Genomic DNA, 19,541 nt, shown 5'->3' with positions numbered 1-19,541 from the left:
GCAGCACAACCCACCCCCACAAACAGCCAACCCACCCCAACCGGCAGGCACTTACTGTCCCACAGCCACCCCGAACCACTTCGCCAGCAGAATCGACCGGCCGACTTCCGCGCTTTCAGTCCGCCCTCACCGCCCTGCGGTCCTTGGGGACTCCAGGCCGACGGCCGGCCGCAACCGGTAGCCTCCCGCCCCCTCGGGGGTGCGGGGCACCGCTCCCCCGCCGTGCTCGCCGACGGCGGCGGTCCTGCGCCTGCGTCCGGGACTTGAGACCGAGCAGGAGGCTGCGCGGCTGCGGCCCGCCGACCTCGACGCTCGGTCGGTAGCGAGGCGTCCCGCGCACCCACCACACCGCCTCGACCAGCAGGATCACCAGGCCGAACAGAACGGCGGGCACGAGAAAGGCCGGAAGCCGCCGGAAGAGGCCGCGCCGCCGTCCGGCCCGACGACCCGCCTCGCCCGCACTACGGTGGCCACGACCTCACCGCGCAGGTGCTGGAGACAGCCGGGACGGCCAATTCTGTTGTACCGGCGGCCCCTTGCGGGGAGCGACGGGGCCGCGGGAGCGATTCACCCCGGGCCGCGCCCGCCCCCAGCGGCGGACGCGGCGGCGTGGGAAGTCGGACCGGCCGACTTCCCCTGCCCCGGCCACACCCGCACCCTGCCCCGCCCCATGCCGCCCATAATCGCGTTTGACTATGACCCGTAGTCGTGTTCGACTATTACTGTGAGCACTTCGAGACTCTTCGCACTCAGCGCGCTGGCCCGGGGCGGCCCGATGCACGGCTACCAGATCCGCCAGGCGGCCCAGCTCGACCGCACCGAGCTGTGGACCGACGTCAAGCCCGGATCGCTCTACAGCGTCCTGCACCGGATGGCCGACGACGGCCTGGTCGAGGTGGTGCGCAGCGAGAAGGTCGGCAACCCGCCCGAGCGGACCGTCTACGCGATCACCGACCAGGGCCGCCGGGAGCTCGCCGCCCTGCGTGACGCCGCCCTGCGCAAGGTGCGCCTGCTGCCCGACCCGGTCGACCTGGCCCTGCAGTACACCGCGGACCTCACGGACGAGGACCTCGCCGGGGCCGTCGCCGGGCGCCGGCAGGCCGTGGCCGACCAGGTGGCCCTGTTCGAGGAGCAGCTCGAGGCCGCCCGGCCGGACCTGACCGGCCTCGAACCGTGGATCTTCGAGCACTGCCTCGCCCGTCTGAAGGCCGATCTGGCCTGGCACGACGACCTGCTCGACACCCTGACGACGAACACTCTGACGACGAACACCCGGAGGACCCCGTGATACTCGTGACCGGCGCGACCGGCACCGTCGGCCGCGCCCTCGTCGGCCACCTGGCCGCCCTCGGCGCCCCCGTGCGCGCCGCCACCCGCCGCCCCGACCGGGCCCGCCTGCCGGGCGGCGTGGACGTCGTCGGCGCCGACCTCGGCGAGCCGGACAGCCTGGCCGCCGCCCTGCGGGGCGTGCGCAGGGTGTTCCTGCTCTCCGACGGCCCCGACATCCCGCGCCACGACGCCAACCTCGCCACCGCGGCCGCCCGCGCCGGCGCCGAGGCCGTCGTCAAACTGTCCTCCGGCCGGGCCGCCGACCCGGACGCGGACGACCCCGTCGCCCGCTGGCACCGCGCCGGCGAACAGGCCGTCCAAGACAGCGGCCTGGCATGGACGTTCCTGCGCCCGATGGGCTTCATGTCCAACACCCTCGCCTGGGCCGGATCGATCCGCGCGACCCGCACCGTCCGGGCCCCGTTCGCCGCCGGCCGGGTCTGCGTCATCGACCCCGCCGACATCGCCGCGGCCGCCGCCCACGCCCTGACCCGGCCCGGACACGACGGCCGGGCCCACCTGCTGACCGGCCCCCAGGCCCTCACCCCCGGCGAGATGACCACGACGCTCGCCGAAGTCCTGGGCACCCCGCTGGACTTCACCGAGATCCCGCCCCACACCGCCCGCCAGGCACTCCTGGACCACGGCCTGCGCCCGGAGAGCGCCGACGCGGTCATGGCGCTGCGCGCCGCCTCGCTCGAACCGTTCGCCGCGACCGTCACCTCCGCGGTCCAGCAGATCACCGGCCGCGCGGCGACACCGTTTTGGGCCTGGGCCGAACGCCACCGCGCGGAGTTCACCGGGGAACCCGGCGCGGAGCCAGGTGAGGAGCCCGGCCGTGGCTGACACCCACCGCGAGCAGCCCGGCACGGAACCCGGCGGGCAGCCCGGCGGGCAGCCCGGCCGGGGCGGCGTCCACCGCGAACCCGTCATCCTGGCGCCCGGGCACGGCGGGCGCCGCCACGTGCCGGGCAGCCCGTACGTCGTCAAACTCGCGGGCGCCCAGAGCGGCGGATCGATCGCCGTCCTGGAGTCCACCTTCGAACCCGGCCAGGGCGCGCCCCTGCACCTGCACCGCGGCCACGACGAGACGTTCTACGTCGTCAGCGGCGCGTTCCGCCTGCGGTGCGACGAGCACACCACCGAGGCGGGCCCCGGCGCCTTCCTGCACGTCCCGCGCACCCACCCGCACTCCTTCACCGCGATCGGCGACACCCCCGCCACGATCCTGGTGACGCTGACCCCGGCCGGCTTCGAGGAGTTCTTCATCGCGGCGGCCGCCCTGGCCGCCGACGGACGCCCGGACCGCCAGGCGATGCGGACCCTCCTGGCCCGCCACGACCAGGAACTGGTCCCCGACGCACCGCAGGACCGCCGCTGAGGCCACCGTCCGAGCGGCCCGCGCTACCGGTAGGTGCGCAGCACGTCGAGGAGGTCGCCGGTGTGGCCGTCGCGTGCGCCGAAGTGGGCGGCGCAGCTGAGCTGTTCGCGCAGGTGGAGCAGCCGCATGCGGTGCTGCCAGCCGTCGGTGAGGGGGTGGTGTTCGCGGTAGGCGTCGAAGAAGCGGGCGGGGACGGCGCCGGTGCAGAACATCATGCTCAGGTCCGTCTCCGCCCATGTCCAGCACACCGCCGGGTCGATGAACGCCGGGGCCGCGTCGGTGGTCGCGTCCGGGCGGGCGAGGATGTTGCCGTGCCACAGGTCGCCGTGGGTGAGGACGGGCGGTGCGGCGGGCAGGAGTCGGGGCAGCCGGTCGCAGATCCGTTCCAGGTCGGCGCGGCCCCGGGGGCCGAGTGCCTGGCGTGCCAGGGGCTCGTCGAGGTAGCGCAGCAGGCGGTGGCGGGCGAAGAACTCGTGTCCGTCCTCGGTCCAGGGGTTGCGCTGGACCAGGCGGCCGAGCCAGCCGTCCTCGGTCCAGCCGAAGCGCTGTCCGGTGGTGGCGTGCAGGGCGGCGAGCGCGTGTGCGGCGCGTTCCCAGAACGCGGTGTCGTTCGCGGGCGGCTGTTCGAGGGCTTCCAGGACCAGGCCGTCGGGGTGCAGGGCCAGGACGCGGGGGGTCGACAGGGCGCCGTGGGTGCTCAGGGCCCGCAGGCCCCGGGCCTCTTTCGCGTACACGTCGGGGGCCAGTGCCGGGGTGGATTTCACCACCACGCGCCGGCCGTCGGCCAGGGTGACCAGCCAGACGGTGTTCGCGGCGCCGCCGGCCAGGCGCACCGCGTGGGCCGCCGGGCCGGGGAGCAGGTGCGGCGGCGGAGCGTCCTGTCCGGCGGCCGCCTCATCGGTGTTCTGCGCAGGATCTTCCATGGCGGGCCCCTTTCCCGCGCCCGGCGCCACCGACTCGGGCCGGCGCCGGTTTTCGCCGCCCCGGGGGCCGCGGCGGGACCGTGCCGGGTCTGCCGGGGTGCGCGGTACAGTCCGTTTCATGAACGAGAACGTGCGCGCCCCGTTCGGGAACTTCACCCTCGTCCGCGCGGCGGTCGAGGTCTGCGACGACCTCGCCGCCCCCGTCGCCGACGCGTTGAAGAACGCGGACGCGCAACGGTGGGCCGGATCCGTGCTGTACGTGGACACCGCCCCCGACAAGGCGGACACCGCGGTGTTCTGCCAGGCCTACGACGTGCCGCTGGAGCTCTCCGCGAACTGCGTGGTGGTCGCCGCCAAACGCGGCGGCGACGTCACCCTGGCCGCCTGCCTGGTGCGCGCCGACACCCGTCTGGACGTCAACACCGCCGTGCGCAGGCACCTGGGCGCGCGCAAGGCCTCCTTCGCGCCGGTGGACGTCGCCGTCGCCGCCACCGGCATGGAGTACGGCGGCATCACCGCCGTCGGCCTGCCGGGCGGCTGGCCGCTGCTGGTCGACGAGGCGGTGGCCGCCGCCGATCACGTGCTCATCGGCAGCGGGCGGCGGCGGGGCAAGCTGATCCTCCCCGGCTGGGCGGCGGCCCGGCTGCCCGGCGCCGAGGTCCTCCCGGGCCTGGCCGCCTGAGCCCGGCGGGACCGGCGGCGGCGGGAGCGGCCCGGGCCCGGGCTCGGGCCCAGGCGTGCGCGGCCGTGGCGTGGCCGTGGCCGGGCACCACACCCCGCAGTACCTGAGTGGACGTCAAACTCGGCTGAGGCTGACCTTTGGGGGTCGGACGGCGGGATCTCGGCGGAACACGGTCGAAAGGGTGGACATGGGAAACCTCAGCGGGAAGGTCGCGCTGGTCACCGGCGCCGGCCGGGGCATCGGGCGGGGCATCGCCGAACGCCTGGCCCGGGACGGCGCCCTGGTCGCCGTGCACTACGGCAGCAACGAGGCGGCGGCGAAGGAGTGCGTCGCGGCGATCGCCGGAGCCGGTGGCCGGGCGTTCACCGTGGGCGCCGAACTGGGTGTTCCCGGCGACGTGGACACCCTCGTGGGCGGGCTGGAGGCCGGGCTGCGCGCGCACGGGGAAGCGGCGCTCGACATCCTGGTCCACAACGCCGGGCTCAATCTCATGGGGCGCCCGATCGAGGTCCTCACTCCCGAGGAGTTCGACGAGATGGTCGCGGTCAACGTCAAGGCGCCGTTCTTCCTCACCCAGCGGCTGCTGCCACGGCTGCACGACGGCGGCCGGATCATCAACATCTCCTCCGTCTCCACCCGTATCGCCTCCGCCCACGGCATCGGCTACCCGCTCACCAAGGGCGCCCTGGAGGTGTTCGGCCACACCCTGGCCAAGTACCTCGGGCCCCGCAACATCACCGTCAACTCCGTCGTCGTCGGGTTCACCCGCACCGACATGACCGCCGATGTGCTGGCCGACCCGGCGAACCTGGAACGCAACCTCGCCCTGACCGCCCTCGGCCGGATCGGCGAGATCCCGGACATCGCCGACGCGGTCGCCTTCCTCGCCTCCGACGACGCCCGCTGGATCACCGGCACCAAGATCGACGTCACCGGCGGCGTCAACCTGTAGCGGCCGCAGCGGGGGCCGCACCGCGCGCAGGCCGTACCCGGGCCCGGGGCGGCCCGCCGCCCCGGGCGGCCGCGGGAGCTGCCCCGCCCGGCGGGCGGGACGGCGGGCGGGCGGGACGGCGGGCGGGCGGGACGGCGGGCGGGACGGGCCTCGCGGCACAGCGGACCCCTGAGCCGCGGGCGCCGCCAACGCCTCGCGCACCACCGCCGATTCACCCGGCGGCACACCGGCGGCACCCGGCCGGAGCGCCGGAGCACCCGGACCCCGCGCGGCACCCGGGGCCCCGTTACGGGAGGCCGGACGCCCCCCGCCCCGGCCCCGGCGCCGCCGGCGGCCCGAACCACAGGTGCAGGGCCGCGCGCAGTTGTTCGGCGGCGCTTTGGGGCGCCTGGGTGGGTGGTGCGGTCCAGGCGGCGTGGCCGTCCGGGCGCACCAGGACCGCGGACGTGCCGGGCAGGGCTGCGGGGCGCACCGTCGCCGTGCTCACCCGGTCCGTCCAGGGGGCGGCCGCCGTGCGCAGCGCGTCGGTGGCGGTGGTGTCCTCCAGGAGCAGGGCGCCGGCGCCGGTGCGGGCCAGCAGCGGTATCAGGGCGCCGTGTTGGAGGGTGGCGTCGTGGAGGGTGTCGTGCTGGAGGGGGATGTCCGGGACCATCGCGCCTTCCCAGGGGTGGCCGCTGCCGTGGGGGGCCGGGTAGCGGGTGGCGATGCCGGTGATCTCCTCGGCGAGGGGGCCGGCCGTGTCCTTGGCCTGTGCGAGGTCGGCGAGCAGGTCGCGCACGGGCGCGAGTTCCTCGTCGTCGCCGGCGAGCAGTGCCTGGGCGCGGGTGTTGCGCAGCAGTCTGGCGCCGGCCGCGTGGCGTTCGCCGTGGTAGGTGTCCAGGAGGGTTTCGGGGGCTTGTCCGCGGGCGACGAGGGCGAGTTTCCAGCCGAGGTTCATCGCGTCGTCGATGGCGGCGTTGACGCCGATGGCGCCGGCGGGCGGGTGGATGTGGGCGGCGTCTCCCGCCAGCAGTACCCGGCCCTGGCGCAGCCGTTCGGCCAGGCGGGCGGCGTCGCCGAAGCGGGTCAGCCAGTGGGTGCGGGTGATCGGGACGTGGTGTCCCAGGGCGTGGTCGAGTGCCTGTTGGAAGCGGGGCGGGGTGAGGGGTTCGTGCCGGTCCCGGGGCGGGTGGGGGTCGGCGGTGATCAGGCGGACGTAGCCGGGCCTGGGGATGGCGAACACGGTGCCGCCCGGGCCGGTGTTCACGCCGAAGGGGATCTGCCGGGGGTCGGCCAGGACCACGTCCGCGAGCAGGGTGAAGCGGCGGGCGGGGGTGCCGGGGAAGGCGATGGCGGCGAGTTTGCGTACGGTGCTGCGGGCGCCGTCGCAGCCTGCCAGCCAGGCGGCGTGCAGCAGTGCGGGGCCGTCGGGGGTGTCGGTGTGGGCGTGGACGCCGTCGTCGTCGAGGTCGAGGGCGTTCAGGCGGTGGCCGCGCAGGATGCGTACGCCCAGGTGGTGGGCGTGTTCGGTGAGGATCTCCTCCACCCTGGTCTGCGCGATGCCCAGGACGTAGGGGTGGCGGGTGCGCATGGCGGCGAGGTCGAGGCGGGCCTGTGCGGTGAACGCGGTGCTCGCCGCGGTGGGGCCTTCGGCGAGGAGGCGTTCGGACAGGGCGCGGCGCTCCAGCAGTTCCAGGCTGCGGGCGTTGAGGTTGAAGCCGCGGCAGAAGCCGGGCGGGGACGGGTCGCGTTCCAGGAGCACGGTGCGCACCCGGGCCAGGGCCAGTTCGCAGGCCAGCATCAGGCCGGCGGGGCCGGCGCCGACGACCAGGACGTCCGCGTCCGCGGCCCCGGCGGGCCCGGCGGCTCCGGCGGCTCCGGCGGGCCCGGCGGCGGGTAAGCGCCGTGCGGCGGGGACCTGCGCGGCGACGGGGACGGGGACGGGCGTGGCGGCGAGTACGGGTGCGGGTGCGGGGGTGTCAGGCATCGGGGGCGGCCTCCGGCCAGGCCAGGGTGCCCTGTTCGATCTCCTCGGCGGTGCGCAGCACCCACCGGCGTTCGGCTCGCAGCATGGCGTTGCCGTACTCGGCCTCGATGACGAACAGTCGGGGGGCGTGGTGTTCACGGGTGGCGCGGTGGTGGGCGTGTTCGCTCTCGGTGATGCGGGTCTGCAGGGCGGCGGCCCGTTCGCGCAGGGCCTGGGCGGCGCGGTGGGGTCCCAGGGCGCCGAGGTAGCTGACGGCGGACAGGAATCTCGGGTATTCGCGGGAGGGTTCGCGGATGAGTTCGTCCAGCCACTGGGTGAAGTACTCGCGGCCCTGGGGGGTGTGGCGGTAGACGGTGCGGGCGGGGCGCGCGCCGACCTGTTCGGTGTCGGTGGCCTCGATCCAGCCGTCGCGGGCCAGGGCGCGCACCGTGTCGTAGAGCGAACCGGTGGTCAGTTTGAAGGCCTGGTCGAGGTGGCGTTCGCGCAGGGTGGTGGCCATGGCGTGGGGGTGCAGGGGCTGTTCGAGGAGCAGGCCGAGCAGGGCGAGGGCCAGGGGGTTGGCGGGTCGTTTGGCGGTCATGGCGCTCCGTGGTCGCACGTGGGGCCCGGGACCCGGGATTCGGGCCCCGGACCGGTGATACTCGGATCGTACTACTCGGATCCGAGTATGTGGAGGGGGTGGGTGGCCCGGTCCGCCCGCCGCACGGCGGTGCCGCACCGGCCGTGCGGCGCGGGGGAGTTCGGGCCCGGCCGCGGCCGGGGCGCCGCCGGGTGCGATCATGGCGGGCGTGGCTTCCAACGACGCACGACCCCTGGCCGGCCTGGTCCATGAGCGCTGGCGTGCCCGCCAGGCGCCCCACGGGGACTTCATCGTGTTCGGCGACGGGTCGCTGTCGGTGATGCGGCTCATGCGGTTCTCCCCCTCCGGCCGGCTCCACGACCTGCGGGCCCAGCAGTGGAGCTGGTGGGAACTGCTGCGGGCCACCGCGTGGACCCCCACCGACTGGACGGACGTCGACACGACGTTCGCCACCAGCACCCACGCCGGCAGCCGCGCCCTCGCGGGCGAGGCGTCCGAGCACGGCGGCATCGGCCGGGTCGCGCCGACCCGCGACGACGACGAGAACACCCTGGAGCGGCTCGCGCCCTCCTGCTCCTTCGACCCGGCCACCGACCGCCCTGGACGGCACCGCGGTGAGCACCACCAGCACCCCGGGACGGATCCGGGCCTTCCCCCGCGACGCCCCGTGGCAGGTGCGGATCACCGAGGACCCCGCCCACCCCCGGCACGGCCCGGCCGGCGGACCCCGCCCCCCGAGCCGCCCGGCCACCGCGGACGCGGACCGCGCCCGCACCACCGCCCGGCCGCCACAGCCACAGCCACAGTCCCGGGCCCGGGTGCCGGACCGTCACCAGGCGGGCGCCGGGTCACGGCCTGGTCGGCGCCGGCGGGCTGATCTGCTATTTTCGCCATGCTTCGACGCGAACCGTACAAGCGTGCGCTTTCGCATGCCCGCACGGGACCTTGGCCGCGAGCCCGGCCGCGGGCCCCCGGGCGGGACCGGGCGCGGGCCCCGAAGCGGGACCGGGGCCGGACCGGGGCGGGCACAGCGGTAGGTCGACCAGCGGGGGGACGGGATCCATGAACGCGTACGCGGGCTCCGACGGGCCGGGCCTTGCCGGCCCGTACGGGCCGTACGGGCCGCCGGCGGGCGGGCCGCTGTTCGGGGTGAACCCGGCGGACCTGGACGCGGCGGCGAAGGTCGCCAAGGACACCGGCGAGGCGATGCCGGGCGAGCTCAAGCACGTCCACGAGCCCTCCGACACGGCGGTCGCGGCGCTGTCGGGCTGGCGCACCGGGGCGTCGCTGCACGCCTGCACGGCGGCGTGGGAGGAGTGCCTGAACAAGCTGGCCGCCGAGGTGGACGGCGTGAGCCTGAAACTGAGCCAGACCGCCGGCAACTACCGCGGCACCGACACGGGCAACGCCGCCGCCCTCCCACCGCCCGGCGCCCGGCCCTACGCGCCGGCGGTGAACTGATGGTCACCCTCGCCCAGCTGCGCGACACGGACCTGTCCGCCCTGACCGGCGCCGCCGGCGCCTACGACACCCTGGCCGGCGCGTTCGGCCAGCACGTCCAGGCCATGGACACCGAGGTCACCAAGCACGTCCTCAACAGCACGTGGGTCGGCACCGCGGCCGGCGCCGCCAACGCCTCCCTGCAGCGCACCAGCGGGCGCCTGGACGCCGCGCACACCGAGATGTCCGCGGTCTCGGCACTGCTGCGCCAGGCCTCGGAGGCCTTCCAGCTGGCGCAGTCCAAGCTGCAGGAGGCCCTCCAGGAGGCCCAGGGCGCCGGGCTGACGGTCGCCGAGGACGGCACGGTCAGCTGGCCGGCGCCCTCGCAGGCCGAACGCCACGACCCCGACTACGACACCCCGCAACGGGCCAGGGCCCTGGCGGAACGCATCTGCCACGCCGTCACCGAGGCCGACGGCGCCGACCAGAAGATCGCCAAGCTGCTGGACGACCTGAGCGCCCGGGCCCGCACCGGCACCGGACTGGACCCGACGCAGGCCGCCGCCGACCGCAGGTCCGCCGACGAGCTCGCCACCGGCCTGAGCGCCGCCGGCTGGCCACCCGCCGGCGCCGCCCCCACCGAGGTCAACTCCTGGTGGAAAGGCCTGACCCCGGACGGGCAGCAACGCCTGATCCAGGCCCACCCCGACCTGCTGGGCATGCGCGACGGCATCCCCGCCACCGCCCGCGACCAGGCCAACCGCCTCAACCTGGCCCACCTGATCGACACCTACGAGCACAAACCGAACCCGTCGGACGACGACAAGCAGAAACTGGACGGCTTCCGCGCGATCCGCCAGAAACTCCAGGAACGCCGGAACATGGTCCCGCCCGCCTTCCTGCTGGGCGTCGGCGAACAGGGCCAGGGCCGCGGCATCCTGTCCTTCGGCAACCCCGACACCGCGAAGAACGTCAGCGCCTACGTGCCGGGCCTTGGCACCACACTGTCCGCCGTCGGCGGCAAGGACGCCGACCGCGCCCTGAACGTGTGGAACGCCGCACACAACGCCGACCCCACCAGCGCGACCGCCTCCATGGTCTGGCTCGGCTACGACCCGCCACCCGGACTGGAGAAACTCGCCGACGGCGACACCCGGCCCCTGGACGTCACGGACACCGGCCGCGCCGCCAAGGGCGGCGCCGCCTACGACACGTTCATGGCCGCACTGCGCGCCACCCACGAGGGCACCCCCGCGCACCTGGTCGCCCTCGCCCACAGCTACGGCTCCACCACCGTGGGCCTGGGCGCACAACGCCCCGGCGGCACCGGCGCCGACGACATCATCCTGGTCGGCTCCCCCGGCACCGGCGCCACCACCGCCTCCCAACTGCACATCGACCCCCACCACGTGTGGGTCGGCGACGCCGAGAACGACCCGGTCAGCCACCTGCCCTCCAAAAGCCGCGTCTCCAACGACCTCGGCGGCGCCCTGAGCGGCGCCCCCGCCGGCCCGCTCGGCATACTCGGCGGCGGCTACATCGCCGACAAGATGTACGACTGGTTCGGCCCCGACAACCAGCTCTGGTTCGGCCAGGACCCCGCCAGCCAGGAGTTCGGCGCCAACCGGTTCACCGTCGCCGACGGACCGGAGAACTCCTTCCAGTCCCACTCCGACTACATGACCGACCCCGGCGAGAAGGACTCCAAAACCCTGGAATCGGTCAACAACATCGGCCAGATCGTGGCCGGCCGGTACGACAACGTCAAAACCCAGGGCCGGCGATGAACCACACCCCCCACCCCGCACCCCACCCCGCACCCCGACCCGCCCCCCGGCCCGTGTCGCGGCCCGTGTCGCGGCCCGCGTCCCCGCTGGCCGCGGCCTGCACCGCCCTCGCCCTCGCCCTGACCGCCGCCGGCTGCGCCGCCACCGGCGACCGGGGCGCGGACACCGGCACGACACCCGGCCCCCTCATGCAGCCCGCACAGGCCCTGCACCGACTCGACGACCTGCTCCAGGAAGCGACCAGCGGCATCCAGCCCGCACTGCGCTACCGCGACGCCCGGCCCGACTGGCGCGAGCAGTACTCCAAAGGCCTGGACGAACACTCCCTGGGCTACGCCCGGGCCTCACGCCAGCGCACCATCACGACCAAGGTCGCCCCCGCCAAGTACGGCGCCCTCCTGGACGCGGTACGCGGCACCTGGCAGACCAAGGGCTACCACCTCACCACCGGCCCCGACACCGTGGCCGCCACCACCCCCGACGGCGCAAGCGTCGGCATCACCATCCACCCCTACGCCGGCAACATCGACATCAGCGCGAGCGCGGGACCCATCCCGCTCCCCCACGGCACCGACCCCTTCGCCACCCCCACCCCCGAACCCACCCCGGCCAACGGCGACCCCGACACCCTCCCCGCCTACGACGACCCCTACTGGTCCACCTGACCCCCGGCAGATCCCCCTCGGCGTGAACACCGGCCCGGGCGACACCGTGCTCGCCCTCCCCAGACCCGGCCACGTCCGCCTGATCACCGCCGACCCCCACCCGCCCCAGGACCGGCACGAACCCCTCACCCCACCCGCCCCCCAGCACCCGCCCCGCCCCCACCGCGTGACACCGCACCAGCCGCGTGACCCCGCACCAGCCGAAAGCCCCCGCCATGACCCCCGAACAGGCCGTCCACACCCTCGACGCGCTCCTCGACGAGGCGATGTCCGCCATCCGCCCCCCGCTGCGCCACTGGGACGGCTGGCCGCGCTCCACCGAACAGACCACCGGCGGCCTCCAGGACCGCCCCCTGGGCTACGCCACCGCCACCCGCGAACGGCACGTCACCACCAGGGTCGCCCCCGCCAAGTACGGGGCACTGCTGGGCGTCACCGAACGCGGCTGGCACGCCCGCGGCTACCGGATCACCGCCGTCAACCCCCGCCAGCCCGCCATGTTCGCCACCACACCCACCGGATACGGCGTCGCCGTCCTGTTCGGCGCCGCCGGGAACATCACCTTCCAGGCCACCGTCGGCCCCATCCCCGTCATCCGCGACCGCGACCCCTTCGGCACCTACGTGCCCGAACCGACCCTGCCCGACGGCACCCTGGACATCCTTCCCCGCCACGACGACCCGTTCTGGTCCACCTGAACACCACACCCGCCGCCAGACACACCCACAGACCCGCCGGCCAGCGGCACCACCAGACCCACCACCAGACCCACCGGCCAGCGGCACCGACAGACCCACCGCCAGACCCACCGCCGGCCCCGCCGGCCAGCGGCACCGGCAGACCCGCCTGCAGACCCGCCGGCGCCACCCGCACGCCCTCCCGCGTCCAAGGAACGGCCGCCCGGCATCCGGGACCGGGCGCGCGCAGTAGGATCGGCGGCGTTGTCACCACATTCCACCGCTGGTAGGAGGCTTTTCATGGCTCAGGTCACGCTGAAGGGGAACCCGGTCCAGGTCGGCGGCGCGCTGCCCCAGGCCGGCAGCCAGGCCCCGGCGTTCACGCTGGTCGGCGAGGGGCTCGCCGACACCTCGCTGCAGGACTTCGCCGGCAAGCGCAAGGTCCTCAACATCTTCCCCAGCATCGACACCCCCACCTGCGCCACCTCGGTACGCACCTTCAACGCCCAGGCCGGCTCGCTGGCCAACACCGTGGTGCTGTGCATCTCCGCCGACCTGCCGTTCGCCCAGGCCCGCTTCTGCGGCGCCGAGGGCCTGGACAGCGTCCGCACCCTGTCCACCCTGCGCGGACGCGACTTCCACGAGAACTACGGCGTCGCCCTGGCCGACGGCCCGCTGGCGGGACTGACCGCCCGCGCCGTCGTCGTCCTGGACGAGAACGACACCGTCCTGCACACCGAACTGGTCGCGGAGATCGCCGACGAGCCGAACTACGAGGCCGCGCTCGCCGTCCTCGCCTAGGACCCCCGCACCACACCACACCACACCGCACCACCCCGCCCGGCCCGCCCGCGCAACGCCGCCTGGCCCGCCCCCCTCAGGTCTTCACCAAAGGAGGGGCGGGCCGGGAAGGGCGCCGGGCGGGCCAGGCCCGGGAACAAGGGGGCGGGTCAGGTGATGGAGGCTCCCGAGTCGATACTGACGACCTGCCCGGTCATACAGTCCTGGTCGAGGAAGAGCCCGATGGAACGGGCGACCTCCCGCGGGGTGACGAACCGCGGCACCGGCACCTTCTCCCGCATCCCGGCGACCACGTGCTCGGGCAGGGTGTCCGTCATCCCCGTGATCATGAACCCGGGCGACAGCGCGTTCACCGTCACCCCCCGGCGCCCGCACTCCGCCGCCAGCGTGCGGGTCAGCCCGATCAGCCCCGCCTTGGACGCCGCGTAGGCGGTCTGCCCGGCGGTGGCGATCAACGCGGACGGCGAGACGATGTTGACCACCCTGCCCCAACGGGCCCGCAGCATCGCCGGCACACACACCCGCGCGGTGTGGAAGGAACCGACCAGGTTCGTGTCGATCACCTGCCGCCACTGCGCCGGATCCTGCATGGCCATCAGCGCGTCCTTGCGCACCGCCCCGTTGTTGACGAGCACGTCCACCGGGCCGAGCGCCTCGGTGATCCGCTCGTACATCGCGGTGACCTGCGCATAGTCCGCGACATCCCCGGTGACCAGGACGTGATCGCCGGCCAGCTCGCCCGCCACCTCCTCCGCACCCCGGCGGGCACTGTTGTAGTGCACCGCGACCCGGCACCCCGCCGCGTCCAGCGCCAGCGCCAACTCCCGGCCCAGACCCCCCGACGCACCGGTCACCAACGCCACCGGGGAAGCGGGCCGCTGCCCGAAGACGCCCTTGCCGCTCACCGCGCCCCTCCCCACGTCAACAGGACCGAACCCCACGTCATCCCGGCACCGAACCCGGCCAGCAGCACCGTGTCCCCGTCCCGGATACGCCCGGCGTCCAACGCCTCCGCCAACGCGATCGGAATCGACGCCGCCGCGGTGTTGCCGTACCGGTCCAGATTCGCCACCAGACGGTCCGCGGGAATCCCGGTATGGGCGAGCACCGAGTTGATGATCCGGATGTTCGCCTGGTGCGGCACCACATGGTCCACGTCCGCCGGCGTCAGCTTCGCCTGCTCCAGCGTCTCGCGGATCGTACGCACCGTGTAGCGCACCGCGTTCAGATAGATCTCGTTGCCGTTGATCTGCGCGTAATGCAGACCCCGGCGCACCGTCTCCTCGCTCGTGGGCATCCGCGAACCCCCCGCCAGGACCTTCAGACTGTCCTTGCACGAGCCGTCCGCACCCAGATTCCACGCCAGCACCCGCTCCACCGGACCGGGCTGCAGGACCACCGCACCGGCCCCGTCACCCACCAGGATCGACAGGTCCCGGTCCGCCGGGTTCGCGGTCAGCGTGTGCGTGTCCGAACCGATCACCAGGATCGGCCGCGGATCCATGTGCAGCAGACCCACCGCCGTCACCAGCGCGTACACGAACCCCGCGCACTCGGAATTCACGTCATGCGCGCTGCCCGCGATCCCCAACTCGTCGTGGACGAACGCCGACGTCGCCGGCGAGGGCTGCTCCGGCGTCGCCGTCGCCACGATCAGATGCGCGATGTCCGCACCCGACAGCCCCGCCCGCTCCAACGCCCGGCGCCCGGCCTCCACCGCCATCGACGCGGTGCTCTGCCCCGCCCCGACCGCCCGCCGCTCCCGGATCCCGCACCTGGAGACGATCCAGTGCTCGTCCACACCGAAACGCTCCGCCAGCTCCACACTGGTCACCACACGCTCGGGGACGGACATCCCCCACCCGGTGACGTCGAAACCGCTCATCGAGCAGTGCCCCGCGCTCAGACGCCGGCCTGGGCCACGAGCGCCAGGATCCGCTCGTGCACCACCCGCAACGTCGTCGTGTCGTCGATGTCCGCGAACAACGACTCGTCCGCCGGAATGTGCGGGTACTGGTTCTGGAACCCGTACAGCCACTCCATCAGATCCAGCGAATCCACATCCGCGATGTGCTGCAACGCCGCGTCCGCGTCGATCTCCTGCGCCCCGGACACCGCCTGCAACTGCGCGGCCAGGTCCTCGATGGTGGGGATGTCGGACATGAGTGATCGTTCCTTCCTGGACGCCCGAAACAGGCGCCAACACGTGATGAGGCAGAACAGACCCGGACACCCCGGAAAAGGCCACGGACACCGCCACCACACCCCCCACCGCCCACAGGCCGCAGGACGCACCGCAACGGAACCCGCAAACCCCACCAAGGAAAAACCCGGGAAGGCCGTGGGGGCCGCGTGTCTTGTCGAAACCGCATGAAACCCACCCCCACGCAAACGCCCCGCAACCCCGGCCCCCCACCCACGCTTGCGCACCACTTGCGAGACACACGCTTACCTGACCCGAGACACCGCACCCACACGCACGACACCCACCACCCCACACCGCGACGCACCACACCGCGACGCGCCACACCGACCCGCACCGGCCCGCACCGCGACGCACCCACACCACACCGCACCGCACCGGACCGGACAGCACCGCACCGGCCAGCACCGCGACGCACCGGCCCGCACCGCGGCGCAGACACCGCACCCGCACAACGCCGCCGGCCACCGCACCGGGACACACCACACCGGGGCCACGCCGATCCCAGTCCAGTCCGGCCCTGCCCGGCCGATCCCAACGCACCGCGCCCCACACCCACCGCCCTCACCCACGCGAACGCCCGCACCGCACGGGACCCACCACCGTCACCGACACGGCCGTCCGCGCGAGGAAGGCCGCCCCGGCCCACCGCGCCGCCGCCGCGCACCACCGGACACCCGCACCACCCAGTCCAGTCCAGTCCAGTCCAGTCCGGCCCAGTCCCGCCTAGTCCCAATGCCGGTGACCTTGACGGCTTCCAGGGCAGGTTTTCGCAGGTCAGCACCCTACGGGGCCCGCTTAAGTCAGTGGCATTGCGCCTAGTCCGGCCCAGTCCAGTCCAGTCCGGCCCAGTCGGGCCCGGTCCGGACCGGACCGGCCGATCCCATTCCAGTCCACCCGATCCGCCACCAGAACAGGGGCACACCCGCATGACCACCGCCGAGACCCGCTCCATCAACCCCGACGTCGACGCGATCCGCCACCACTACGAGGTCGGCAACGACCTCTACCGCCTCATCCTCGGCCCCACCATGATGTACTCCGGCGGCTACTGGGAAGACGGCGAGGACCTCGTCGCCACCCTCGACGAGGCCCAGGAACGCAAGCTCGACGTCTTCACCGACCTCGCCCAGGCCGCCGGCAAGACCAAGGTCCTGGACATCGGCTGCGGCTGGGGCACCATGCTCAACCGCCTCACCACCGTCCACGGCGTCCAGCAGGCCGTCGGCGTCACCCTCTCCCGCACCCAGGCCGACTTCGTCACCGCCCTCGACAACCCCGCCATCCACGCCCGCGTCGAGAGCTGGGAGGACCACAAAGCCGAAGGCGAGCCCTACGACGCCGCGTTCTGCATCAACGCCCTCGAACACTTCGTACTCTCCTCCCTCACCCCCAAGGAGCGCACCCAGCGCTACCGCGTCTTCTTCAAGCAGGTCCACTCCCTCCTCAAGCCCGGCGCCCGCTTCGTCCTGCACACCATGACCGTCGAGAACCCCCCGCTGCGCCGCCAGCTCCTGGACGACCTCAAGTTCCTCCAGCGCGAAGAGTTCGAAGGCTGCCACATCCCGCGCCTGCCCGAACTCGCCGCCGGCCTCGACGGCCTCTTCGAAGTCACCGAGATCCGCAACGAACCCGAGTCCTTCGCCCGCGCCTGCCGCGCCTGGCTCCAACTCCTGGCCGCCCGCCGCGACGAAGCCGTCGCCATGGCCGACGAAACCACCGTCCAACGCTTCGAGCGCTACCTCGACATCTTCGCCTACACCCTCGAAGACCACATCTTCAACAACTTCCGCGTCACCCTCACCCGCCGCGCCTGAAAGGGGACACCCCGGCCATGACCACCACCGCCGAACACCCCACCCCCTCCGGCCCCGAACACCCCGAACCCACCGGCCCCGGACACCCCGAACCCGCCGACGCCGAACACCCCGAACCCGCCGACGCCACCCACCTCGGCGCCACCACCGCCGTACGCCACCTCAAAGTCGCCATCATCGGCGCCGGCATCTCCGGCCTGGGCACCGCGATCCGCCTCCTGCAGACCGGCACCGACGACTTCCTCGTCTTCGAACGCGCCACCGACCTCGGCGGCACCTGGCGCGACAACACCTACCCCGGCTGCGCCTGCGACGTCCAGGCCCACCTCTACTCCTTCTCCTTCGCCCGCAACCCGGAGTGGAAGTCCACCTTCGCCACCCAGAGCGAAGTCCACACCTACCTCAAGGACACCGCCCACCGCTTCGGCGTCGAACCCCACCTGCGCTACGGCCACGAACTCCTCGACGCCCACTGGGACACCGACCACCGCCACTGGCGCATCCACACCACCCACGGCCACTACACCGCACAGATCCTCGTCACCGGCACCGGCTACCTCTCCGAACCCGCCCTGCCCGACCTGCCGGGCCTGTCCACCTTCACCGGCACCCTCTTCCACTCCGCCCGCTGGCGCCACGACCACGACCTCACCGGCCGCAACGTCGCCGTCATCGGCACCGGCGCCTCCGCCATCCAGTTCGTCCCCGCCATCCAGAACCAGGTCGCCCGCCTCGACCTCTACCAGCGCACCCCACCCTGGGTCGCCCACAAACCCGACAAACCCAACACCACACGCCACACCTGGATGCTGCGCCACCTACCCGGCTACCAGCGCTTCCGCCGCGCCTTCAACAAGAACGGCCGCGAGATCGTCGCGTTCTTCATGTCCCGCCCCACCCGCACCACCGGCATGAAGAACATGGCCGCCGGCCACCTCAAGAAATCCGTCCCCGACCCCGCCCTCCGCCAACGCCTGACCCCCGACTACACCGTCGGCTGCAAACGCCTCCTCTTCTCCAACACCTGGTACCCCGCCATCCAACAACCCAACGTCGACATCATCTCCGACACCATCACCAACATCGGCCCCACCCACATCACCACCACCGACGGCACCACCCGCACCATCGACACCATCATCCTCGCCACCGGCTTCACCGCCACCGACCGCCCCATCGCCCGCCGCATCCACGGCCGCGACGGAACCACCCTGCGCGACACCTGGCACACCCACGGCATGAAAGCCCACCGCGGCACCACCATCCACGGCTTCCCCAACCTCTTCATGCTCCTGGGCCCCAACACCACCCTGGGCCACTCCTCCCAGACCGTCATGATCGAAGCCCAGATCGCCTACATCATCGACGCCCTCAAAACCATCGACACCCACGGCATCACCTCCGTCGAAGTCCGCCCCGAAGCCCAGGACACCTACAACCAGACCCTCACCAACCGCCTCAAGAACACCGTCTGGAACACCGGCGGCTGCCAGAGCTGGTACACCGACCACCACGGCAACAACCCCTCCATCTGGCCCACCTACACCTACCGCTTCCGCCGCCAGACCCGCCACTTCGACCTCCTCAACTACCAACGCGCCACCACCACCCACACCACCCCCTGACCCCCACCCCCGACCCCCACCCCCGGCCCCTAACCCACCAACCCCGGCCCCGGCCCCGGCCCACCAACCCCAACCCCGGCCCCGGCCCCGGCCCACCCACAGCCAGACCCGCCGGACACACGGGACACAGGCACACGGGCACACGGGCACAACCGGATCCGTCACGGCCCCGGGCAGAACGTGGCAACACAGAAACACAGGCACACCCAACACGGCCGGGCGGCACCCGCCCACCCACGGACCCCGCCGCCCGGCCGGCCCGCACTCCGGGACAACCCACCGGAACCAGAGACACGACCGGCAGCCGGACACCCGCACAGCCCCACCATCCACGGACCCCGCCCACCCAGGGACCCCGCCGCCCGGCCGGCCCGCACTCCGGGACAACCCACCGGAACCAGACACACGACCGGCAGCCGGACACCCGCACAGCCCTCACCACCTCAGGGACCGGCCCACCCGCCCTCACACACCAACACCAGGCCGCCAACCCGGCCAACCCGACCGCCCCGACCGCCCCGACCGGCCGCCCCGGAACATCACACCATCAGACACCCACACCACGGACAACCACACACCACCCCAACACCCACCCCAACACCCACCCCATCACACCCGCCCACGACCCGAACAGGAAACCCCGCATGCCCAACCCCCGCCTCACCAGGCGCACCCTGATCACCACCACCGCCGCCACCGCCCTCATCACCGCC

The 19,541-nt window shown here is 73.4% G+C and carries 19 protein-coding genes; 13 read left to right on the top strand and 6 right to left on the bottom strand.

The annotated features are described in order from the left end of the window. Nucleotides 1-724 precede the first annotated feature (724 nt). From ABT015_RS36845 to ABT015_RS36835, 3 genes are read left to right on the top strand one after another with little or no spacing between them, the layout of a single operon-like run. On the top strand, nt 725-1,288 hold the full coding sequence (locus tag ABT015_RS36845) for a PadR family transcriptional regulator (RefSeq protein WP_350887390.1): 564 nt from the start codon (nt 725-727) through the stop codon (nt 1,286-1,288). After that, nucleotides 1,285-2,175 (top strand): NAD(P)H-binding protein, encoded by an 891-nt coding sequence (locus ABT015_RS36840; protein ID WP_350887387.1) that lies wholly within the window; start codon nt 1,285-1,287, stop codon nt 2,173-2,175. Before ABT015_RS36845 ends, ABT015_RS36840 begins: the two co-directional genes overlap by 4 nt. Further along, nucleotides 2,168-2,710: a cupin domain-containing protein gene (locus ABT015_RS36835; RefSeq protein WP_350887385.1), complete on the top strand. Its 543-nt coding sequence runs from the start codon at nt 2,168-2,170 to the stop codon at nt 2,708-2,710. The genes ABT015_RS36840 and ABT015_RS36835 overlap by 8 nt, the downstream gene beginning before the upstream one ends. 23 nt (nt 2,711-2,733) lie before the next feature. Here ABT015_RS36835 and ABT015_RS36830 read toward each other — a convergent pair whose 3' ends face one another. Beyond that, complete coding sequence (locus ABT015_RS36830; protein WP_350887383.1) at nt 2,734-3,633, bottom strand: fructosamine kinase family protein; 900 nt, start codon at nt 3,631-3,633, stop codon at nt 2,734-2,736. A gap of 118 nt (nt 3,634-3,751) precedes the next feature. Here ABT015_RS36830 and ABT015_RS36825 point away from each other — a divergent pair, with 118 nt between their 5' ends. Further along, nucleotides 3,752-4,315, top strand: a complete 564-nt coding sequence (locus ABT015_RS36825; RefSeq protein WP_350887380.1) for a YbaK/EbsC family protein — start codon at nt 3,752-3,754, stop codon at nt 4,313-4,315. Nucleotides 4,316-4,502: 187 nt separating this feature from the next. After that, entirely contained in the window at nt 4,503-5,267 is a 765-nt protein-coding gene (locus ABT015_RS36820; RefSeq protein WP_350887393.1) for an SDR family oxidoreductase, read from the top strand. Between the two features lie 286 nt (nt 5,268-5,553). Here ABT015_RS36820 and ABT015_RS36815 read toward each other — a convergent pair whose 3' ends face one another. Then, a complete protein-coding gene (locus ABT015_RS36815) occupies nt 5,554-7,233 on the bottom strand; it encodes an FAD-dependent monooxygenase (protein ID WP_350887377.1) in 1,680 nt (559 codons plus the stop codon). Beyond that, the gene (locus ABT015_RS36810; RefSeq protein WP_350887375.1) at nt 7,226-7,813 is read right to left on the bottom strand and encodes a PadR family transcriptional regulator; all 588 of its coding nucleotides are present in this window, start codon (nt 7,811-7,813) and stop codon (nt 7,226-7,228) included. Before ABT015_RS36810 ends, ABT015_RS36815 begins: the two co-directional genes overlap by 8 nt. A 208-nt stretch (nt 7,814-8,021) precedes the next feature. Here ABT015_RS36810 and ABT015_RS36805 point away from each other — a divergent pair, with 208 nt between their 5' ends. The 6 genes from ABT015_RS36805 to tpx all read left to right on the top strand — a co-directional run bounded on the left by ABT015_RS36805 (nt 8,022) and on the right by tpx (nt 13,183). Continuing rightward, entirely contained in the window at nt 8,022-8,690 is a 669-nt protein-coding gene (locus tag ABT015_RS36805; protein ID WP_350887372.1) for a hypothetical protein, read from the top strand. 185 nt (nt 8,691-8,875) lie between these two features. Beyond that, nucleotides 8,876-9,274: a WXG100 family type VII secretion target gene (locus ABT015_RS36800; RefSeq protein ID WP_350887369.1), complete on the top strand. Its 399-nt coding sequence runs from the start codon at nt 8,876-8,878 to the stop codon at nt 9,272-9,274. Then, complete coding sequence (locus ABT015_RS36795) at nt 9,274-11,040, top strand: alpha/beta hydrolase (protein WP_350887366.1); 1,767 nt, start codon at nt 9,274-9,276, stop codon at nt 11,038-11,040. Before ABT015_RS36800 ends, ABT015_RS36795 begins: the two co-directional genes overlap by 1 nt. 65 nt (nt 11,041-11,105) lie before the next feature. Further along, entirely contained in the window at nt 11,106-11,705 is a 600-nt protein-coding gene (locus ABT015_RS36790) for a hypothetical protein (protein ID WP_350887363.1), read from the top strand. A gap of 215 nt (nt 11,706-11,920) precedes the next feature. Continuing rightward, complete coding sequence (locus ABT015_RS36785) at nt 11,921-12,403, top strand: hypothetical protein (RefSeq protein ID WP_350887361.1); 483 nt, start codon at nt 11,921-11,923, stop codon at nt 12,401-12,403. 279 nt (nt 12,404-12,682) lie between these two features. Next, nucleotides 12,683-13,183 carry a thiol peroxidase gene (gene tpx, locus ABT015_RS36780; RefSeq protein ID WP_350887358.1) on the top strand — a complete coding sequence of 167 codons (501 nt, stop codon included), beginning with the start codon at nt 12,683-12,685 and terminating at the stop codon, nt 13,181-13,183. A 149-nt stretch (nt 13,184-13,332) separates the two neighbouring features. Here tpx and ABT015_RS36775 read toward each other — a convergent pair whose 3' ends face one another. The 3 genes from ABT015_RS36775 to ABT015_RS36765 are packed head-to-tail and all read right to left on the bottom strand — an operon-like array spanning nt 13,333 to nt 15,346. After that, nucleotides 13,333-14,088 carry an SDR family oxidoreductase gene (locus ABT015_RS36775; RefSeq protein ID WP_350887355.1) on the bottom strand — a complete coding sequence of 252 codons (756 nt, stop codon included), beginning with the start codon at nt 14,086-14,088 and terminating at the stop codon, nt 13,333-13,335. Then, on the bottom strand, nt 14,085-15,068 hold the full coding sequence (locus ABT015_RS36770; RefSeq protein WP_350887352.1) for a 3-oxoacyl-ACP synthase III family protein: 984 nt from the start codon (nt 15,066-15,068) through the stop codon (nt 14,085-14,087). The genes ABT015_RS36775 and ABT015_RS36770 overlap by 4 nt, the downstream gene beginning before the upstream one ends. 17 nt (nt 15,069-15,085) lie before the next feature. After that, the gene (locus ABT015_RS36765; protein WP_350887349.1) at nt 15,086-15,346 is read right to left on the bottom strand and encodes a hypothetical protein; all 261 of its coding nucleotides are present in this window, start codon (nt 15,344-15,346) and stop codon (nt 15,086-15,088) included. Nucleotides 15,347-16,315: 969 nt separating this feature from the next. Here ABT015_RS36765 and ABT015_RS36760 point away from each other — a divergent pair. Then, a complete protein-coding gene (locus ABT015_RS36760) occupies nt 16,316-17,203 on the top strand; it encodes a class I SAM-dependent methyltransferase (RefSeq protein ID WP_350887346.1) in 888 nt (295 codons plus the stop codon). Nucleotides 17,204-17,220: 17 nt separating this feature from the next. After that, a complete protein-coding gene (locus tag ABT015_RS36755; RefSeq protein ID WP_350887344.1) occupies nt 17,221-18,828 on the top strand; it encodes a flavin-containing monooxygenase in 1,608 nt (535 codons plus the stop codon). The last annotated feature ends 713 nt before the right edge of the window (nt 18,829-19,541 follow it).

Source organism: Kitasatospora sp. NPDC094016, assembly GCF_040304045.1.
Classification (GTDB): Bacteria; Actinomycetota; Actinomycetes; order Streptomycetales; family Streptomycetaceae; genus Kitasatospora.
Note: the sequence above shows the minus strand (reverse complement) of the source record. Positions and strands in the feature narration are given on the sequence as shown.